This is a genomic window from Rahnella sp. CFA14(1/10), from assembly GCF_004195095.1.
GTDB classification, from domain to species: Bacteria; Pseudomonadota; Gammaproteobacteria; order Enterobacterales; family Enterobacteriaceae; genus Rahnella; species Rahnella perminowiae.
The window spans coordinates 37013-57611 of the sequence record NZ_SEWS01000012.1; the positions used below are offsets into that span (position 1 = coordinate 37013).

Genomic DNA, 20599 nt, shown 5'->3' on the forward strand with positions numbered 1-20599 from the left:
CCACCCCTGTTTCTCAAAACTGTTTTTTCTAATCTGATTTATCTCAAACCGATTGGTGTGAGAGAAAAGAACCTGAAATCACAGTGCTGCTTCGTCGGTTTCACCGGTACGAATACGGATAACACGTTGCAACTCAGCAACGAAAATTTTGCCATCACCGATCTTGCCGGTGTAGGCCGCTTTGCTGATCACGTCGATCACTTCATCAAGCTGATCGTCAGCGATAGCAATGTCGATTTTTACTTTTGGTAGGAAGTTCACGCTGTATTCCGCGCCACGGTAAAGTTCTGCATGACCTTTCTGACGGCCAAAACCTTTAACTTCCGTTACGGTCAGCCCCTGAATTCCAACAGCAGACAGCGCTTCACGCACGTCTTCCAGCTTAAAAGGTTTGATCACCACAGTAACCAGCTTCATTGTGCCACTCCTCGAATTAAGGGCCTGCCGTGAGAGGACTCACGCCCGATACGGATTGAATAAAGCAAAGGATGTGCCAGAGTTGAAATTGGTCACAGATTCATGCAATTCCCACGTAATACGGCATTTTCAGAATAATCGTGACCCTGCGCACAGTTGCCAAATCCTATTCAGCACAGCAGCGTTCGCACCATTTAAGTGCTCATCGCTGCTTTTTAGTGCATCCGGATTGATAAAAAGGTTTTGCCTGCATGAATACAGTGCGGGGAAAGCTAAAAACGGGAAAAGAAAACCGGGGAAAAAAGATAGCCGGTACCGCGGAGAGACGGCACCGGCATAAGATTATGCGTTTTCTGTTGCGGGTGTAATCTGTCCGGCAGAAGCCAATTGCTGCCCGGCAAGTTGCAACTGATACATCTGATAATACCGGCCTTTTTCTGCCAGCAGCTGCAAGTGATTACCCTGCTCAACGGCTTGTCCGCGGTGCAATACCAAAATATTATCGGCATCTACGATCGTTGAAAGCCGGTGTGCAATAACCACAAGTGTAGTCTGCTGACGGATAGCCCGTAATGCGCGCTGAATTGCCTGCTCTGTGCCGGAGTCAATATTGGCCGTTGCCTCGTCAAGGATCAGAATTTCCGGTGCCTGCACCAAAACGCGCGCCATCGCCAGTAATTGCTTCTGCCCGACAGAAAGATTATTGCCCTGTTCTCCCAGACGCGTATTGATACCTTCGGGCATTTCGCGCACCAGCGGTGAGAGCTGGACAATGTCCAGCGCATGCCAAACCTGTGCTTCATCAATATCACGGCCTAACGTGACATTGGCAAATACGGACTCTGCCAGAACGACCGGATCCTGTTGCACCATCGCAATACCTTTACGCAGGCTGGTGTGCGATAAATCGGCGAGGTTACGCCCGTCAACCCGGATCTCACCTTTGTTTAGCGGATAATAGCCCATCAGCAGATTTGCCAGCGTGCTTTTACCGCTGCCGGTATGCCCGACCAACGCGACAAATCCGCGTGAAGGGACGTGCAAAGAAATGTTTTCCAGCACCCATTTATCCGGCAGATAAGCAAAGCTGACGTCTTTGATATCAATCTCACCGCTGGTCAGCAATTTATCATCGGGTCCATACTGCTGCTGCGTCCTGTCCATCAAATCAAAGATACGCTCACCGGCAACCACTGCCTGCTGCATAATCGATTGCTGTGAGGTCAGTTCAATCAGAGGCTCGTTGAGCCGTCCGAGATAATTAATGAAGGCGTATAAAACACCAACGCCTACAGAGCCCTCTGCGCTGAATCCAAAGAGAATGAGCAGACCACATAAAATTAACGAGGAGAATAAACTGAGCAAAGGACGCAACAGGAATCCTTCCAACCGCAGCGTTTGCATACGTGCCATATAGTGCGACTGACTGGCGCGGGCAAGCCGTTCCCCGAATCTTTTCTGCTGGCGGAACTGCTGAATGACATTCATACCGTTGATGACTTCATTGAAACCATCATTAATATCCGCCAGGTAAGCACGTACTTTGCGCACCACCGGCGTACTGTAAATCTGGTACAACCCCATCACAACAAACACGGCCGGGAAGATACAAATCGCCACCGATGCCAGACGCCAGTCGAGACTGAACATCGCCACCAGCATTGCCCCAATCAGGGCAATACTGCGCAAGACTGTCGATACCACAGTCACATACAAATCACGGATAACTTCCGTGTCGTTTGTCACGCGGGAAATCAGCTGACCTACAGGTTGAGTATCGAATGCACTCAGCGGCTGCCGTAGTGCAGCATCCATAACTTCGGTGCGCAGGCGCTGAACGACACCCACCGCAGCACGGTTGAACAACAGTGCCTGAAAATAATGCAGGCTTGCCGCCAGGAATTGCAGGAAAAGAAAGCTTAACGCGAGCAAACTAACCTTCCCCCACGGCATCTCACCTTTAGCCACGTAATGATCAATAAAGAAGCTGATTAAGATAGGGCCGGTCACTTCCGCTGCAGCGGCAATCCATAGCATCAGCACCGCATAAGACAGCGGTGTAGTGTAGGGTTTTCCGTATTTTAACAGGCGCTTTAGCGTTGGCCAAAGCTTCTGAATTTTAATTATTTTTTGTTCAGCCACGGTGTTCCGGCTCCTTTTCCTGCGGCACATCATCCAGCGCGGCTTCTAATTGCTGATAACGGAACATATCGCGGTACCAGCCGGGTTCTGCAGCAAGCTGATCATGATTGCCACGCTGTGAAATACTCCCCTGACTGAACACCAAAATTTCACTGGCTTCGGTCAGTGCTGAAAGTCGATGAGCACTGATGATCACCGTACGGTCACTGCCCCACTGGCGAAGATTGTGCAGGATCTGGTGCTCTGTCCGTCCATCAACGGCGGATAAAGCATCATCAAGGATCAGAATTTCAGCTTTGAGGAGCAGTGCACGTGCAATCGAAATACGCTGCTTCTGACCACCGGAAAGCATGACGCCACGCTCGCCGACTTCAGTGTCATATCCCTGAGGCAATCGCAGAATATCGTCATGAACGCTGGCGAGACGCGCGGCTTCTTCAATCTCTTCCTGCGTGGCATCAGGTCTTCCGAGCGCGATATTCTGCGCGACAGTGTCTGAAAACAGGAAAGGCGTTTGGCTGACAACAGCCAGACGGGCACGCCAGTCATCAAGCTGAATTTCTTTAAGGGATAATCCGTGATAACGCACATCCCCGTCAGTGACATCGAACTGGCGCTGAAGGAGTGCCAACAGCGTGCTTTTACCGGAACCTGTCGGACCGCATAGCCCCAGCATTTGCCCAGGTTGCAGGGAAAAATTGACCGACGTTAACGCAGCGTGGCTATTTTCCGGATAATGGAAATCAGTGATGCGGGCTTCCAGCACCGCACGCTCTGCCGGTAGGGGGATGATGCCATCCACAACAGAGGGGGCTTCCTGCAACAGGCTACGAATACGACTGTAGGCCGCACTGCCACGTTCGACGATGTTAAACATCCAGGCGAGCGCAAGCATCGGCCAGATCATCAGGCCAAGGTACATGACAAAGCTGGTGAGTTCACCCAGCGTCAGGTGACCATTAACGACCATCCAGCTACCGCCGCCGATGGCCAGCAGATTCGCCATGCCGATAGAAACATAAATGGTCGGATCAAAGCGGGCATCAACGCGCGCGACACGCATATTTTTTGCACCGGTATCCGCAGCCACGTCAGCAAACTGCGATGACTGATGATTCTCCAGGCCAAAAGCTTTGATCATGCGGATACTGGTCAGGCTTTCCTGCGCCTGATCGTTAAGCGAGGAAAACGCAGCTTGTGCAGTCTTGAAGCGGGAATGAAGTTGGTCGCCATAGCGCTTGATGATGATGGCCATCACCGGCATCGGCACCAGCGAGAGTAATGTCAGTTCCCAGCTGATCTGGGTTGCCATAACGATAAGTACCGCCAACCCCATGACCAGAGAATCCACCAGCGTCAGTACGCCCTCCCCCGCAGCGAACACCACACGGTCGACGTCATTCGTAGCACGTGCAATTAAATCGCCCGTGCGATGGCGCAGATAAAAAGCAGGATGCTGGCGACTCAGCTGACGAAAAAAGTCCTGCCGCAGTTCAACTGCAAGCTGATAAGACGCGCCAAAGAGCAGCACACGCCAGACATAACGCAGCAGGTAGACCACAACAGCCGTACCCAGCATCAGGCCAAGCCACGCAAAAAGCATGCTGTAAGACATTTGTTTTGACGTAACACCATCGATAATGACCCCCACCAGTTTTGGCGGCAGTAATTGCAGAACGGCGATAATGACCAGTAAGGCGACGGCTCCCAGATACCGGCGCCATTCACGCCGGAAGTACCAGCCCAGTTGTGCAAACAATCTCACGCAGCATTTTCCATACAAATAATAATGATTTTATTGAGTTAAACCGGCAGCCGAACTCCCCGTTTCCTCTTCAGGCCGACAAGGATACCAGAGTTAACAAGTGTTTCTGATGAAACTTTTTACTGCAACTTTTGCATTAAATCGGCAATGCAGTGGTCGATTTTATGCGCTCCATCGCAAAACTTGAGGTCACATCGTTCAGTCCTGGAATGCCATTCACAAGTCGCTTGTAAAAGTTATCGTAGCTTTTCATATCGGAGACCTGAACCTGCAGCAGGTAATCGTATTCGCCCGCCATCCGGTAAAAACCCAGCACCTCCGGAAACGCTTCGACTTGCTGAACAAATCGCTGATACCACTCGCTGTTGTGATGCTGCGTCTTAATCAGCACAAATGCCGTCAGGCTCAGCCCCAGTTTCTCACCATCGAGCAACGCCACTTTCCCGCAAATAATCCCTTCATCTTCAAGACGCTTTATTCTTTTCCAGCAAGGGGTGGTCGTGAGATTGACGGCCTCCGCCAGTGTGTTGAGAGAAAGGGTGCAATCCTTCTGTAGCAACGATAAAAGTGCGCGGTCAGTTTTATCTATCATCTCGCTCTCCCGGAGAAATATTTTCTCTCAATAAGGGTATTCATGGCAAAAAGAGTAACTTATTTCTCTAATGATTACGTTATTCTTTATCTTATCAAAACTTACTTACGAGCCTGCAACATGCGTAATTCCTGGGTCAATCACGCCATCAGAGAAATCGACGCCGATTATCAGCGTTCAGCCGACACACATTTAATCCGTCTCGCACTGAATGATTTTCCCGGAATTTCGTTGTATCTGAAGGATGAAAGCACGCACCCTTCCGGCAGCCTGAAGCACCGTCTGGCTCGCTCATTATTTTTATATGGCCTGTGTAATGGCTGGATCCGCGAGAATACACCGATTATTGAAGCATCTTCGGGCAGTACCGCCATCTCCGAAGCCTATTTCGCGCGTCTTCTGGGCCTGCCCTTTATTGCCGTGATGCCCGCCTGTACCGCCCCGCGCAAAATTCAACAAATTGAGTTTTATGGCGGCCGCTGTCATTTTGTCGAAAACTCCGGTCAGATTTATGCTGCCTCGGAGCAGCTCGCGAAAGAACTGAACGGCCATTACATGGATCAGTTTACCTACGCGGAGCGGGCCACTGACTGGCGCGGCAACAATAATATTGCAGACAGTATTTTTCGTCAGATGTCCTGCGAACCACATCCGGTGCCGCGTTATCTGGTAATGAGCGCCGGCACCGGCGGAACGTCCGCAACACTTGGCCGCTACATCCGTTATCGGGGGCACGATACCGAACTGGTGGTGGTGGATCCGGAAAACTCTGTCTTTTACGATTATTTTCAGCAACGTGACGCCAGCGTTAATGCACAATGCAGCAGTCGCATTGAAGGTATTGGGCGCCCGCGTGCCGAACCCTCATTTATTCCTGACGTCATTGACAGCATGATGCGAGTGCCTGATGCCGCAAGCATTGCTGCCGTCCGCTGGCTTGAGCAGGTACTGGGGAGAAAAGTCGGCGGCTCGACTGGCACCAATATGTGGGGAGTATTGCAACTGGCAAAACACATGCGAGAGAAAGGCGAAACCGGTTCGATCGTTACCCTGCTTTGCGACAGCGGCGAACGTTATCTTAATACCTATTTTGATAATCACTGGGTAGAGAATAATATCGGTGATATTTCGGTTTATGCGGCACAACTGGAAGGACTTAACTAATATTTATCAAAAATAATTCGCGTTGCAGGCAGGCGGCAAATGTGTGAATCCCAATGAACATACATCAGTAAATGATTCGGGTGAGCAAACGCAGCCAACGCCTTTGCAGCTTGAAGTATGACGGAAAAAAGCCGGGACAGTTAAAGTGAACCCGGCTTGCTGCAATACCTTATTATTCGGGGGAATAGGTGAGGTGTGGAGTCTGCAGCCAGTGTTGCAAAAAGTGAGACACAGCCTGATTACGGCAATGTCCGATAATTTGTAAATGAGAGGCTCGTTCCTTCAGCACAGGCAAGGCGTTACCCATGATCAGCCCCATCCCGACACTTTCCAGCATTTCCTTGTCGTTCATGGCATCGCCGAATGCCATGCATTCTGACATATCGATACCCAGACCAGCAGTAAGAAGCGCCAGAGCGCTGCCTTTATTGCTCCCGGCTGGCTGCACATCCAGACAGTCTGCCGCTGAAAAACACAGGTCAAGGCGCGGGCCGAAATGCGCTTCAAGTTGCGGTACCAGCGCCAGCAGGGTTTCGTGCGGTGCGCAGAAACAAACTTTGCTGTTGCCGGAGTCAGGTAATAAACGCAGATCCTGTAACTGGTAGCGAAAGCCGCTGAACTGATGCGGGATCAGTAAATCCGGATCATCCAGAGCAGTAAACCAACCGTCATCACGGAATACATGCAAGCTGGCAGGCGTGTCCCATTGCGTATGTAAAAGCTCATGCGCACAATCTTCGGACAAGTCACTGGCATGCAGCCGGTGCCCGGATAAGTCATGAATGCGCGTGCCGTTTCCGGTGATCAGAAAACCTTCAAGCCCGATATTCGCCAGAATATCTTTCATTTCGAGATAATGACGGCCAGTCGCAAACGTCAGTTTTATTGGCTTTTCGGCCAGCTGTCGTAGCGTCGCCAGCGTTTTTTCGCCCAGCGTGTGATCAGGTAAAAGCAGTGTGCCATCCATATCAAATGCAGCTAAACGGAACATATTTTCTCTCAGAAAGGGAATGATTTTCACCGTCAAAGTATGGACTGCGATTTGCGGAACTAATAGTGAACAGTTTGTGAATACTGTTCCGGTTTTAGTTCACACTTTGGCTCTTCACTGCAAGCCAGGGCATCATAGGTGCGATAGGCTGAGCAGATTATTTAATCTGAAAAAATAAGGCTTCCTGTTTATCGTGCGCCTGCAAAACCGGCTAAATCAGTTCCAGCGTTTATACCTGAAGACCGGACAACATCCGGTTCAGTTTACCGTGGCAGAACTGGCAGAGGTATTCTGCTGCAGTGAACGGCATACCCGTACACTGTTGGCACATTTTCAGGATGCGGGCTGGATTGACTGGCAATCGCAAGCCGGCCGCGGGAAACGCGCCTCGCTCTGTTGCCTGAGAACACCTGAAGATCTGCGGGGAGCCTATCTGCAGGCACTGCTGAAAAATGGCGAACATTCGGCCGCATTGCAACTTAGTCAGTTGGATCCGAGCCATCTCAATGCATTGCTCGCACCGCATTTGGGCGGACAATGGCAGGAGGATGCGCCCACACTGCGCATTCCTTACTATCGCCCTCTCCAGCCGCTGGATCCATTGACACTGACCGGTCGCGCTGAGCAGCATCTTGCCCATACTATTCATGCAGGGCTGACACGTTTTATTCCGGGAAATTCAACCCCTCAGCCCGATCTTGCTCATCACTGGCAAATCAGTAATAACGGCAAAACCTGGCAGTTTTTCCTGCGCAGCCAGTTGTTCTGGCATAACGGTGAACCCCTTAAAACGGCGCAATTGATGGCGCGTTTTGAACAACTGAGAAATTCGCCGCGCGGTAAACATAATCTGGCATCCGTGAGCAAATTGTCACAGCCGCACGCACTGTGCCTGCAGTTTGAACTCGATAAACCTGATTACTGGCTGGCGCACCGGTTTGCCGACCTGAACTGCTTGTTATCGCATCCTGATAACCCGCATATCGGTGCAGGCCCTTTTCGCCTGACTACCTTTTCGCCCGAACTTCTCAGGCTGGAACAACATACGTTGTACGCCTTGCAGCACCCTTATCTGGCAGCTATCGAATTTTGGATCACGCCGCAACTGTTTGCGCAGAAGAGCAACGTCAGTTGCCAGCATCCTGTGCGGATCATTTTGGGGGAACAGGATGAATTATCGCGTGTGAAACCCGTCAGACGCAGTACCAGCCTGGGATTTTGCTACATCGCTGCCAATCTTAAACGTGGTGTGTTAAATGAGGCTCAGGCACGTAAAATCGTCCGTATTATTCAGCGCAGCGGCATGCTGGATAATTTACCTATCGATCATGATCTGGTGAAAGCCAGCAAGGAAATGTTGCCTGGCTGGCCAATACCTTTGCACGATGATGCGGATGTTCCGCTGCCTGCAAAACTGACATTACTGTTTCACCCGCCGGTTGAATTCGAGCTGGTGGCGAAGGCGCTCCGGAAAAAGCTGGCGGAAGAAGGTTGTGCACTGGAGATTAAGTATCATGCCGGGCGACTATGGGAAGATGATGCACGGCTGGACTCGGCTGACCTGCTTCTCGGTGATCGCCTGATTGGCGAATCCCCTGATGCCTCACTGGAAAACTGGTTACAGCAAGATCCGCTCTGGCCAGGAATTCTGCGTGAAGAAGATTATGGCCGCCAGCAACAACGCCTTAGCGCTATCCAGCAAATTCCGCTGGAAAATCATCGCTCGGACGAACTGCGCGATCATTTTTTTCAGTGGATGCAATCAGCCATCGTCACGCCATTGTTTAACTATCAGTATCAGGTCAGCGCACCACCGCGCATCAGCGGAGTGCAACTCACCGCATGGGGCTGGTTCGATTTTTGTCAGGCATGGGTTCCGCCGCCACTGCCAACGGAAAGTACCTGAAGGAGCTGTTTCACTACACTCTGAAGGGAAAGGAAAGTAACATTAGGGCAATTTTACTGCCCGGTGCGCAGTAGGTTTTAGATAATGGTTTTAACAACAGGTAATCTTAATGAAAAGAGCAGTGGTGGTTTTTAGCGGCGGACAAGATTCAACAACCTGCCTGATTCAGGCTCTGCAGCAATATGACGAAGTCCACTGCGTTACTTTCGATTATGGTCAGCGTCATCGTGCAGAAATCGAGATCGCACAAAAACTGTCTGTGGAACTGGGTGCTCGTGCCCACAAACTGCTGGATGTCGGTTTGTTAAACGAACTGGCTGTCAGCAGCCTGACCCGCGATAATATTCCGGTGCCAAACTTTAATGATGAAAGTAACGGCGGCCTGCCGAGTACATTCGTTCCCGGCCGGAACATCCTATTTCTGACACTGGCAGCCATTTATGCCTATCAGATCCAGGCAGAAGCGGTGATCACCGGTGTGTGTGAAACTGACTTCTCCGGTTATCCTGATTGTCGCGATGAATTTGTTAAGGCGCTGAATGCCGCCGTCTCACTGGGTCTGGCACGCGATGTTCGCTTCGAGACTCCGTTAATGTGGCTTAATAAAGCCGAAACCTGGGCACTGGCTGATTATTATCAGCAACTGGATCTGGTTCGCCATAAAACGTTAACCTGCTACAACGGCATTGCCGGTGATGGCTGCGGTGAGTGTGCAGCATGCCATTTGCGCGCCAATGGCTTGCAACAGTACATGCAGGATCAAGCGGGCGTGATGAGTAACATGAAGAATAAAACCGGGCTGCGCTAGTATTAGGGTTGTGGTGTTGCAGTGACTGACTTTCGGTAACGGGCGGCTTACAAACCGCCCGTCTGTTTGTTCTTTCCGCGCGGCAGTTATTATGTATAAAGCGAAAAGGTTAATCGTTTTCCAGTTCCAGTTCACGTAACCGTTCGAGCAATTCCCCTTCCAGCGGCAGCGCTTTTTGCGTGCGCAAATCGATACATACGAACGTCAGCGTCGCATCCGCAACCACTTCACCTTCACAGGTAACAACCTGCTCGAGAACACCGCTGCGTCCGTTCAGTTGCTGCAAGCTGCTGTCTATACGCAGAACGTCGCCCAGTACGGCCGGTTTTCGGTAGTTGATGTTGATATTCACCACAATGAAAGCAATCTTGTTTTGGCTCATCCACTGGAAACCCGACTGATTGTCGAGCCACTCCCAGCGCGCCGTTTCAAGAAACTCCAGATAACGCGCATTATTTACGTGTTGATAAACATCAATGTGAAAACCGCGAACTTTAATGAACGTATGCATAATCGTTAAAAAACTCCTGATAGTCGTCTGAGGTATACGACCAAACTGGTCAGATGTCTTTAGAGATTAGCAGAAGAAAACGGCGGCAACCGTTAAGGGATCACCGCCGCGACATCCGTCACAATTTCAGACGGTCCCTGTTACGCTCAAACAATGCGGCGCCGATCCCCGGCACCTCACGCAGTTGTTCAATATCCGTAAATTTCCCCAGCTCTTCGCGGTAACTGACAATGGCTTGCGCCTTTTTCATACCGACGCCGTTCATCACGCTGGCAAATTCTTCCGCCGTCGCTGTGTTGATGCTTACGGTACCTTCATCGGTGACGGCTACTTGCTCCTTTTTCACTTGCGGGCCAGTGTTTTTGCTGGCTGCCGTCGCCGGTGCCGGCGCCGTGGTCGCCACGCTACTGGTCGCATTGGGAGCGGCTTGCAACATTACAGGTAGTGTAGAAAGCCCCAGCGCCAGCGCTAACGAAAGTGAGGTAATGCCTAATTTTTTCATGCTGTATCCTCCATGTGTTTGACAGCACGGAGAGAGTGCATCAGGCAAAGAAAGCGGACAATGGGCAACTTTCAAATGTGGAAAAGGCCGCGGAAGCGGCCTTTTGTTTGTTGCAACGCGTTGCAAAACTTTGCGGCGTTTACTGGTTTTGTGCAGCAGAACCGTATTTAATTTTCGCTTCCTGGCGCAGGTTGGTCAGTAGCGCATCAAAAGTCACATTCGAGGAGGTCTGTTGCATTTCCTGATTAAAACGTACTGCATCGGCGTCAGGAAGGGTGCCTGGCGTCACCGCATTCAGTTTGACCAGTACGCTGTTGCCTTTATCGTCCTGAGTCAGGCCATAAACCGGCTTGTCTTTCTGAGGATGAGGCAGCGCGTAGACGTTTTCTTCGAATGCGGAAGGTTGCTGGCTGCGTTGTACTTTCTGGACTGCGCCAAATGTCAGGCCAGCAGCTTTCATGGCATCATCGCCTTTGCCATCTTTCAACGCGGTCAGTAATTTCTCGCCTTCCATCCGCGCCTGATCCTGTGCTTTCTGCCGCTTCACCAGCGTCGTCACCTGATCTTTCACGTCAGCGAAAGGTTTGACCCCTTCAGCTTTATGCGCATCCACGCGAACCACAAAGGCCCGGTCACCATCAACGGTAATAATGTCTGAGTTACTGCCCGGAGAACCGTCCTGACCAATCAGGCCACCGTCGAAAATCGCCTGTACGACAGGTTTAAAATTAATACCTGCCGGGATTTGATTTTGGGTGAACCAGTCAGTGTGAACCGCTTTCGTACCGGCAACTTCTTCAGCTGAGGCCAGAGATTCGTTGTCATTGGTTGCCGCTTCGCTGACTTTCTGTTGCAGCGCGTAGTAAGCATCCAGTGATTTCTCTTGTTTAAGCTTGTCTGCAATCGTGTTGCGAACGTCAGCTAACGGTTTGACCTGCTCAGGCGTCACATCATCAAGGCGCAGAATGAAGAAGCCGCTGTCAGATTTAATCACACCAGAGACCTGACCTTTCGTAGTCAGATTGGCATTTTTAAATTCGGGTAACGTGGTTTCAGGTTCCATCCAGCCCAGATCCCCCCCCTGTTTGGCACTCAGGGTGTCGGTCGATTTAGACTTAGCCAGCGCCGCGAAATCGGTGCCTTTTTTCAGCTCGGCGGCCACAGCATCAGCATCAGCCTGAGATTTCAGGACAATAACGCTGTAGCGACGTCGTTCAGGCTGACCAAATTCGCTTTTATGCTGGTCGTAATAAGCGCTGATATCCGCATCCGACACATCTGTTTTCCCCTGCATGGCCGCTGCATCCATTTCGATGTAGCTGACTTTCACCTGTTCAGGCGAGAGGAAGTTGTTCTTGTTCTGATCGTAGAATGCCTGCAATTCAGCATCAGTGACCTGCTGTTTAGCTGCCAGTGCATCGGTATCCACTGTGGCAGTCTGCACATCACGGCTCTGAAGAATCAGCTCACCCAATGATTTGCTTTCCACAGGCAGAACGAAATCGGACCGGCCATAGGCCTGTTCCAGCTGCTGACTGATGAGTTGTTGTTTCATCAGCTGCGCAAAATTATCGGCGGTGTATCCCATACCCTGGATGCTTTGCAGATATTTAGTGTTGTCGAAACGCCCGTCAGTCTGGAATTGCGGGGTGGCAATAATCGCGTCTTTGATCTGCTGATCGCTGACGGTAATGCCTAATTTTTTGGAATACTGATCCAGCAACGTGACGTCAATCAGATTGCTCAGGGATTCCTGGCGTAATTGCTGCATATAACCGTCGCTGCCCGCAAGCGCAGAGAATTGATCTCCAAGCTGCTGTTGCAAACGGCTACGCTGGTTTTGAACTGCCTGTTCCAGCTGAGCACGTCCTATTTCCTGACCATTCACTTTCGCTGCATAGTCGCCTGAACCGCCGATCAGGTAGTTGCCCACCCCTGTCAAAATAAAGGACAGAATAATCAGGGCCAGAATGATTTTGAGCACGACGTGATTGGCGGCCGCGCGTAAATTGTCCATCATAGTGTGGCAACACTCCGCTGTAATAAAAAAAGCGCACCGTTTTCGATGCGCCTTATATCTTACCTTACCAGCCCGATGACGTCAGGTTATTGTTTAACAACCAGACCTGAATGAAAAAGCATCAGTGATGCGCTTCACACAGTTTCGACGTCAGTCTGCGGGTAATTAACCGTTAACGGCATCTTTCAGCGCTTTACCTGCACGGAAGCCAGGCACTTTAGCCGCTGCAATGCTGATTTCTTTACCGGTCTGTGGGTTACGACCAGTACGTGCTGAACGTTCGCGCACAGAGAAAGTCCCAAAACCAACCAGAGCTACTTCATCCCCAGCTTTCAGGGTGTCAGTGACAGATGCAAGAACAGCATCTAAAACACGTCCCGCTGCGGCTTTAGAAATATCAGCGCCTGCAGCAATTTTGTCGATCAATTGTGACTTATTCACTCTTATCATCCCCTCTTAAAATTCGTTCATCACGGCGCATTTTCCCTACGGACGTGACCGCGCTGCTGTTATATCAATCTTGTCAGAGCGATGCAAGCGACTGAAAGCAGCCTGAAACTCTATGACCGTTGACTAAGTTAACGGCACAAAAAAAAGCTGGCAAGTGAGATTTCACCTGCCAGCCTCAGTTTTATTCAACTGTGTAAGCTGAAGTCACTATTTTGCTGCCACCGGCAATGCGCCGTAGGCCGGATTTTGCAGTGCAATGTTCAGAACATCATCAATGCGTTTTACCGGGTGGATCTCAAGATCTGCCAGCACGTTTGCCGGAATTTCTTCCAGATCACGTTTATTGTCGTCCGGGATCAGAACCACTTTAATGCCGCCACGATGGGCTGCCAGCAGTTTTTCTTTCAGACCACCAATTGGCAGAACCAGACCACGCAGCGTGATTTCACCGGTCATCGCAACATCTGCACGAACGGGGTTGCCTGTCAGACAAGACACCAGCGCGGTACACATAGCAATACCCGCACTCGGACCGTCTTTTGGCGTTGCCCCTTCTGGTACGTGAACGTGAATATCACGTTTTTCGTAGAAGTCAGGGTTAATACCCAGTTTGTCTGCACGTGAACGGACAACCGTCAGCGCGGCCTGAATAGATTCCTGCATGACTTCCCCCAGAGAACCGGTATAAGTCAGCTTACCCTTGCCCGGTACGCAGGCCGTTTCGATGGTCAGCAGTTCGCCACCCACTTCGGTCCACGCCAGACCTGTAACCTGACCTACACGGTTTTCGGTATCAGCACGGCCATAATCGACCTTCTGCACACCCAGGAAATCTTTCAGGTTGTCGCCGTTGATTTCAATATGCTTGGTGTCTTTATCCATCAGCAATTGCTTAACCGCTTTACGGCACAGTTTCGACAATTCACGTTCCAGACTACGTACACCCGCTTCACGGGTATAGAAACGGATAATACCGATGATTGCGCTGTCATCCACAGTCAGTTCGTTCTGCTTAAGCGCATTGCGTTCAAGCTGCTTCGGTAACAGATGCTGTTTGGCGATGTTCAATTTTTCGTCTTCGGTATAACCGGAAAGACGAATCACTTCCATACGGTCCAGCAGCGGAGCCGGGATATTCATGGAGTTAGAGGTCGCCACAAACATCACATCTGATAGATCATAATCGACTTCCAGATAGTGATCGTTGAACGCCACGTTTTGTTCCGGATCCAAGACTTCCAGCAAGGCAGAGGCCGGATCGCCACGCATATCCGATGACATCTTGTCGATCTCATCAAGCAGGAACAGCGGGTTTTTAACCCCTACTTTAGCCATTTTTTGGATCAGTTTGCCCGGCATGGAACCGATATAGGTACGACGGTGACCGCGGATTTCCGCTTCATCACGTACGCCACCCAGCGCCATTCGCACATACTGACGGCCAGTCGCGCGTGCGATTGACTGACCCAGTGAGGTTTTACCCACGCCCGGAGGCCCCACCAGACAGAGGATAGGCCCTTTAATTTTGCTGACACGACTCTGCACAGCGAGATATTCCAGAATGCGGTCTTTGACACGCTCCAGACCATAATGGTCGGTATCCAGAACTTCCTGTGCTTTGCGCAAGTCCTTTTTAACTTTGCTGCGGGCATTCCATGGCACCTGAAGCATCCAGTCGATATAACCACGGACAACCGTGGCCTCGGCGGACATCGGCGACATCATTTTCAGTTTTTGCAGCTCAGCTTCGGTTTTTTCACGCGCATCTTTCGGCATTTTGGCCGCTTCGATTTTGCGTTTCAGCGCTTCGTGTTCGTCAGGTGTGTCATCCATTTCACCGAGTTCTTTCTGAATCGCTTTCATTTGCTCGTTCAGATAGTACTCACGCTGACTTTTTTCCATCTGTTTTTTGACACGATTGCGAATGCGTTTCTCAACCTGCAACAGGTCAATTTCCGATTCCATCATCGCCATCAGATATTCCAGACGCTCGGTGATATCAAACATTTCCAACACAGATTGTTTGTCAGCGAGTTTCAGTGGCATATGTGCAGCGATGGTATCAGCCAGACGTGCAGCGTCTTCAATGCTGTTGAGCGAAGTCAGCACTTCCGGCGGGATCTTTTTGTTCAGTTTGATGTAACCTTCAAACTGATTAATCGCAGTCCGCACCAGAACTTCCTGCTCGCGTTCATCCACAGCCGGAGATTCCAGGTATTCCGCCTGGGCAGCAAAATGCTCGCCACTGTCAGAAAGTGTCGTAATACGCGCGCGTTGTAACCCTTCCACCAGCACTTTGACCGTGCCGTCCGGGAGCTTCAGCATTTGTAATATTGAGGCAACCGTACCCACGGAGAAGAGATCGTTAACGCCCGGCTCATCTGTTGAGGCTTCTTTCTGGGCCACCAGCATGATTTTTTTGTCGTGATCCATCGCGGCTTCGAGGCATCGTATCGATTTTTCCCTGCCAACAAACAACGGGATCACCATGTGCGGATAAACCACCACATCGCGCAGAGGCAATACGGGGATTTCTATGCGTTCAGAACGCTCAGGGTTCATAGAGCTCTCTCTTAGTTTAGCTTCCGCCAGGTTAAGGAAATCTCGTGAAACACGAGTCAGACGGGTTTCAGCAAGTCGTTAACTGAGTATATGGGGATGAATGTCCGACATTCAACGATAAGAATGTGCGAAAAAAAAATGGGGGACAAAATCCCCCATTTCGTGGCTAACTCTCTGGATAGATTGGCTAATTATTCGCCAGATGCTTGTTGCGCTTCTGGTTTGCCATAAATCATCAGAGGTTCTGACTGACCCGCAATCACGGATTCATCAATAACCACTTTCTCGACATCTTCGAGAGATGGCAGATCATACATAGTATCCAGCAATGCAGCTTCCACAATGGAACGCAGACCGCGTGCCCCGGTTTTACGGACCATGGCTTTTTTCGCGATCGCCGTCAGTGCTTCGTCCCGGAATTCCAGTTCAACGCCTTCCAGATTGAACAATGCCTGATATTGCTTAGTCAGCGCATTTTTCGGCTCTTTCAGAATCTGAATCAGAGCTTCTTCATTCAGCTCACTCAGGGTCGCCACCACAGGCAGACGGCCAATGAACTCTGGGATCAGACCAAATTTGATCAAATCTTCAGGTTCTGCCTGAGCCAGTAACTGACCTTCCGTCGCTTTCTGCTCTTTGCCTTTCACTTCGGCACCGAAACCGATACCGGTATTGGTATTGATACGCTGTCCGATGACTTTATCCAGGCCGGCAAAAGCACCGCCACAGATAAACAGAATTTTCGAGGTATCAACCTGCAGGAATTCCTGCTGTGGATGCTTGCGTCCGCCTTGCGGTGGAACGGCAGCCACCGTGCCTTCAATCAGTTTCAACAGCGCCTGCTGAACACCTTCACCGGACACGTCACGCGTGATCGATGGGTTGTCCGATTTGCGGGAAATCTTGTCGATTTCATCGATATAAACAATACCGCGTTGCGCTTTCTGAACATCGTAATCGCATTTCTGTAGCAGTTTCTGAATGATATTTTCGACGTCTTCCCCCACATAACCGGCTTCGGTCAGGGTGGTCGCATCGGCCATCGTAAATGGCACATCCAGGAAACGTGCCAGGGTTTCAGCCAGCAGCGTTTTACCACTACCGGTCGGCCCGATCAGCAGAATGTTGCTCTTACCTAATTCGATACCGTTGCTGGTATCGCCATTACGCAGGCGCTTGTAGTGATTATAGACCGCCACTGCCAGCACTTTTTTCGCAGGTTCCTGGCCGATAACATAATCGTCAAGGTGCTGACGGATTTCATGCGGCGTCGGTAGTGCACTGCGTTCACGGTGTGGCGCGACTTCTTTGATCTCTTCGCGAATAATGTCATTACATAAATCGACACATTCATCGCAGATATACACTGACGGCCCGGCAATCAGCTTACGAACTTCATGCTGGCTTTTGCCGCAAAAAGAGCAGTACAGCAGCTTTCCTGAACCGTCTTTGCGCTTATCTGTCATCAGTAAACCTCTTCTCTGGTATCAGTCCCGCAGCGTAACAATAACACCACGACACCACTATATTACACAACAGCCGCATGTTTGTTTGGCTGATGTCTGTTCATTCCTGTTATGACTCATTTCAGCAGAGCTTTAGTGGCTCAAGCTCTGCCGTTGAGACGACCGTATGAGTATAACTATAGACCATCAGCCCGGCAGAAATAAGCCGTCAGGCGCGATGGGTAAATACGGAGTCTACTAACCCGTACTGTACAGCCTCATCAGCGGACAGGAAACGATCACGCTCAGTGTCACGCTCTATTTCTTCAAGAGATTTTCCCGTATGTTTCGCCATCAGTTCATTCATACGAGATTTCACTTTCAGGATTTCTTTAGCGTGGATTTCGATATCTGTCGCCTGACCCTGGAAACCACCCAGTGGCTGGTGGATCATTACCCGTGAGTTTGGCAGGCAAAAACGTTTGCCTTCAGCCCCGGCTGTCAGCAGGAATGCACCCATTGAACATGCTTGTCCCATACAAATCGTGCTGACATCTGGTTTGATAAACTGCATGGTGTCATAAATCGACATACCGGCAGTGATCACGCCACCCGGTGAGTTGATATACAAATAAATGTCTTTTTCCGGGCTTTCTGCTTCCAGGAATAGCATCTGGGCAACAATCAGGTTAGCCATATGGTCTTCGACCTGACCGGTCAGGAAGATGATACGTTCCTTAAGCAGACGGGAGAAGATGTCGTATGAACGCTCGCCCCGTGAAGTTTGCTCAACCACCATGGGTACCAACGCCATGTTTGGTGCAAATTGCTCTCTTTCACCACTGTATGACATAACCGTCTCCTAATAGATTCTGTTTGGCGCTATTTAACATCAATTCTACTTGAGATAGGCACACATGACTATGCTCAAGCGGCCAAGTCGCCATTTACACGCCTGACGGTGTTTATCAGTCAGATTTTAAGTACAAATTTACCTGGGTTAGTTCTTATCAATGGGGGAAATTGCCCCCTTTTTCAAGCCTGCAGGGACATTTCTTTTTTTGACGCGCCCCAGGCTCCGTAAAAAACCATCCTGAGGGGGGCGGTCAACGGTTTCTACGTCGGCTGTGCCTTATATTGATAAATATAGTGCAAAAACAACAGTCAAAAACAAAAATACCTGATTTTCAGGAAATAAAAAGCCCGCAGTAAAAACTGCGGGCTTTGGAAGCAAACCTGTAAACAGGTTCAGCAATGTGTATTAAAATTATGCAGGTTGAGTCTGGTTCATCAGCTCAGTAAAAGTCGTGGCCTTTTCGGTCACTTTCGCTTTAGACAACAGAGTTTCGACCGCTTGTTCTTCCAGCGCGACGTTACGCATGTTGTTCATCAGCTCTTTATTTTTGCTGTAGAACTCAACCACTTCTTGTGGATCTTCGTACGCTGATGCCATTTCTTCGATCAGCGCTTTAACGCGATCTTCATCAGCTTTCAGTTCGTGCTGGCTGATGACTTCGCCCAGCAGCAAACCGACAACGACACGACGCTTAGCTTGCTCTTCGAACAATTCGCGTGGCAGTTCCAGCGCTTGTTTTTCGTTGCCGCCAAAACGTTGTGCAGCCTGACGACGCAGAACATCCACTTCGCCGTCGATCAATGCAGATGGCACGTCGATTTCGTTAGCGCTGACCAGACCGTCAATTGCCTGAGTTTTGATGCGGTTACGAACAGCACCTTTCAGCTCGCGTTCCATGTTTTTACGCACTTCAGCGCGCAGACCTTCTACAGAACCATCAGCCACGCCGAAACGTTTGATGAATTCTGGCGTCAGCTCTGGCAGCTCACGTTGTTCAACTTTCTTCAGGGTAATAGCAAACTTAGCCGCTTTACCTTTCAGGTTTTCAGCGTGGTAATCTTCCGGGAAGTTCACGTCAATAGTGAATTCTTCACCGGCTTTGTGACCAACCAGACCGTCTTCGAAGCCTGGGATCATGCGGCCCTGGCCCATAGCCAGTACGAAATCAGAAGCTTTACCGCCTTCGAATTCTTCACCGTCAATAGAACCGGAGAAATCAACAGTTACGCGGTCTTCAGCAGTGGCAGCAGCATCAGTTTCTTTCCAGTCCGCTTGTTGCTTACGCAGAGTTTCCAGCATGGTGTCAACATCAGCGTCGTTAACTTCAACAACCGGTTTTTCAACTTCGATGTTTTCCAGATCTTTCAGCTCAACTTCCGGGTACACTTCAAATTCTACGGAGAAGTTGAAGTCTTCACCCTGCTTGTACTCACCCGGGATATAGTTAGGTGCGCCAGCTGGATTGATTTTTTCTTTGATGATCGCATCAACGAAATTGCGTTGCATCAGATCACCCAGTACGTCCTGACGTACTGATGCGCCGTAACGCTGTTCGATGATATGGCTGGGTACTTTGCCTTTACGGAAGCCGTCAATACGTACTTTTTTAGAGACGTTGATCAGTTCACTGCTCACTGCTTTTTCAATGCTTTCAGCAGGAACAGTAATCGTTACGCGGCGCCCAAGGCCTTGAGTGGTTTCAACAGAAACTTGCATCTTGTTACCTCAAAAAAAAATCACAGTGCTCGGTCAACTCCAGAAGTCGTTCTCAAGATGAGCGCAAACTTACCTTGAAAACGACTTCTAAGAACCGGGACAGTTCTGTATCAGAACGTAGCCCTGTATTCGAGAGCGTCCGAAACCATTCCGGAAAAATTAGACGCGACATTATAGCGGCGCATACGCATTGAGTCGAGGACGGTCTCTGATGCGCGGGAGGGAAACTCACACGGGACTCGATCCTTCGAAAAATGCGGTCATTTCAGAGGCACAAACCTCTTGCCGTCAGTCCGTCAGAAGAAAAACAAAAACGGCCCGCAGGCCGTTTCTTGAAATTCGCACCTACTAATACCGCATCTGACAAGGAAAGTTCCAGTTTTACCGTGTCAAATGCCGATATTTATGCCTTTTGTGAATCAGATCGCCACTGTCAGGCCATTGTGCCCGCACCACGACATGGCGGTGAAGCCGGTACCGTATCCTGTAAGCCTTCCCATTCTTTCAAGGTATACGTGTGCAAAGCCAGCGCATGTACACTGCCTGCCAGCTCCTCGGTTAATTTCCCGTAGATGGCTCGATGGCGCGCCAGGAAACGCTCCCCGATAAACTTATCGGACACCATGACCACTTTAAAATGGCTCTCAGAGCCTGCCGGGACATTATGACGATAGCTTTCGTCAGTCACTTCCAGAAACGCAGGTTCGAATGCTTCAACTAATTTTGCTTCTATTTGCTCACGAATCATAGCA

17 protein-coding genes are annotated in these 20599 nt (G+C 50.2%); 3 read left to right on the forward strand and 14 right to left on the reverse strand.

Going from position 1 to position 20599, the window contains the following annotated elements; translation table 11 throughout:
* Window positions 1–78 precede the first annotated feature (78 nt).
* The 4 genes from glnK to EVX52_RS21465 all read right to left on the reverse strand — a co-directional run bounded on the left by glnK (window position 79) and on the right by EVX52_RS21465 (window position 4916).
* Entirely contained in the window at window positions 79–417 is a 339-nt protein-coding gene (gene glnK / locus EVX52_RS21450) for a P-II family nitrogen regulator (protein WP_009639071.1), read from the reverse strand.
* 342 nt (window positions 418–759) lie between these two features.
* Window positions 760–2592 (reverse strand): SmdB family multidrug efflux ABC transporter permease/ATP-binding protein, encoded by a 1833-nt coding sequence (locus EVX52_RS21455; RefSeq protein ID WP_238485910.1) that lies wholly within the window; start codon window positions 2590–2592, stop codon window positions 760–762.
* Window positions 2552–4324 carry a SmdA family multidrug ABC transporter permease/ATP-binding protein gene (locus tag EVX52_RS21460; RefSeq protein WP_129992083.1) on the reverse strand — a complete coding sequence of 591 codons (1773 nt, stop codon included), beginning with the start codon at window positions 4322–4324 and terminating at the stop codon, window positions 2552–2554. Before EVX52_RS21460 ends, EVX52_RS21455 begins: the two co-directional genes overlap by 41 nt.
* A gap of 136 nt (window positions 4325–4460) precedes the next feature.
* Window positions 4461–4916: an Lrp/AsnC family transcriptional regulator gene (locus tag EVX52_RS21465; RefSeq protein WP_129952829.1), complete on the reverse strand. Its 456-nt coding sequence runs from the start codon at window positions 4914–4916 to the stop codon at window positions 4461–4463.
* A 120-nt stretch (window positions 4917–5036) separates the two neighbouring features.
* Between EVX52_RS21465 and EVX52_RS21470 the strand changes: the two genes are divergently transcribed.
* Window positions 5037–6080 (forward strand): PLP-dependent cysteine synthase family protein, encoded by a 1044-nt coding sequence (locus tag EVX52_RS21470; protein ID WP_129952830.1) that lies wholly within the window; start codon window positions 5037–5039, stop codon window positions 6078–6080.
* A gap of 172 nt (window positions 6081–6252) precedes the next feature.
* Here the strand turns inward: EVX52_RS21470 and cof are convergent, their stop codons facing one another.
* Window positions 6253–7071, reverse strand: a complete 819-nt coding sequence (gene cof / locus EVX52_RS21475; RefSeq protein ID WP_129952831.1) for an HMP-PP phosphatase — start codon at window positions 7069–7071, stop codon at window positions 6253–6255.
* 193 nt (window positions 7072–7264) lie between these two features.
* Here cof and EVX52_RS21480 point away from each other — a divergent pair, with 193 nt between their 5' ends.
* Both EVX52_RS21480 and queC read left to right on the forward strand, forming a co-directional pair.
* Window positions 7265–8977: an SgrR family transcriptional regulator gene (locus tag EVX52_RS21480; protein WP_129952832.1), complete on the forward strand. Its 1713-nt coding sequence runs from the start codon at window positions 7265–7267 to the stop codon at window positions 8975–8977.
* Between the two features lie 109 nt (window positions 8978–9086).
* Window positions 9087–9785, forward strand: a complete 699-nt coding sequence (queC, locus tag EVX52_RS21485) for a 7-cyano-7-deazaguanine synthase QueC (protein WP_129952833.1) — start codon at window positions 9087–9089, stop codon at window positions 9783–9785.
* A 109-nt stretch (window positions 9786–9894) separates the two neighbouring features.
* On the opposite strand, the gene EVX52_RS21490 is transcribed toward queC, so the two are convergent.
* The 9 genes from EVX52_RS21490 to bolA form a co-directional block, all read right to left on the reverse strand.
* Window positions 9895–10296, reverse strand: a complete 402-nt coding sequence (locus EVX52_RS21490; RefSeq protein ID WP_129952834.1) for a YbgC/FadM family acyl-CoA thioesterase — start codon at window positions 10294–10296, stop codon at window positions 9895–9897.
* A gap of 118 nt (window positions 10297–10414) precedes the next feature.
* Entirely contained in the window at window positions 10415–10798 is a 384-nt protein-coding gene (locus tag EVX52_RS21495) for a helix-hairpin-helix domain-containing protein (protein WP_129952835.1), read from the reverse strand.
* 139 nt (window positions 10799–10937) lie between these two features.
* Entirely contained in the window at window positions 10938–12818 is a 1881-nt protein-coding gene (gene ppiD / locus EVX52_RS21500) for a peptidylprolyl isomerase (protein ID WP_129992084.1), read from the reverse strand.
* A gap of 165 nt (window positions 12819–12983) precedes the next feature.
* The gene (gene hupB / locus EVX52_RS21505) at window positions 12984–13259 is read right to left on the reverse strand and encodes a nucleoid-associated protein HU-beta (RefSeq protein WP_013576637.1); all 276 of its coding nucleotides are present in this window, start codon (window positions 13257–13259) and stop codon (window positions 12984–12986) included.
* Window positions 13260–13475: 216 nt separating this feature from the next.
* Complete coding sequence (gene lon / locus EVX52_RS21510) at window positions 13476–15830, reverse strand: endopeptidase La (protein ID WP_129952837.1); 2355 nt, start codon at window positions 15828–15830, stop codon at window positions 13476–13478.
* A gap of 191 nt (window positions 15831–16021) precedes the next feature.
* The gene (gene clpX / locus EVX52_RS21515; RefSeq protein WP_095924953.1) at window positions 16022–17296 is read right to left on the reverse strand and encodes an ATP-dependent protease ATP-binding subunit ClpX; all 1275 of its coding nucleotides are present in this window, start codon (window positions 17294–17296) and stop codon (window positions 16022–16024) included.
* Window positions 17297–17504: 208 nt separating this feature from the next.
* A complete protein-coding gene (clpP, locus tag EVX52_RS21520) occupies window positions 17505–18128 on the reverse strand; it encodes an ATP-dependent Clp endopeptidase proteolytic subunit ClpP (protein WP_013576640.1) in 624 nt (207 codons plus the stop codon).
* A 414-nt stretch (window positions 18129–18542) separates the two neighbouring features.
* Entirely contained in the window at window positions 18543–19847 is a 1305-nt protein-coding gene (gene tig / locus EVX52_RS21525) for a trigger factor (protein WP_129952838.1), read from the reverse strand.
* A gap of 433 nt (window positions 19848–20280) precedes the next feature.
* Window positions 20281–20595 (reverse strand): transcriptional regulator BolA, encoded by a 315-nt coding sequence (bolA, locus tag EVX52_RS21535; RefSeq protein WP_112151718.1) that lies wholly within the window; start codon window positions 20593–20595, stop codon window positions 20281–20283.
* Between the last annotated feature and the right edge of the window lie 4 nt (window positions 20596–20599).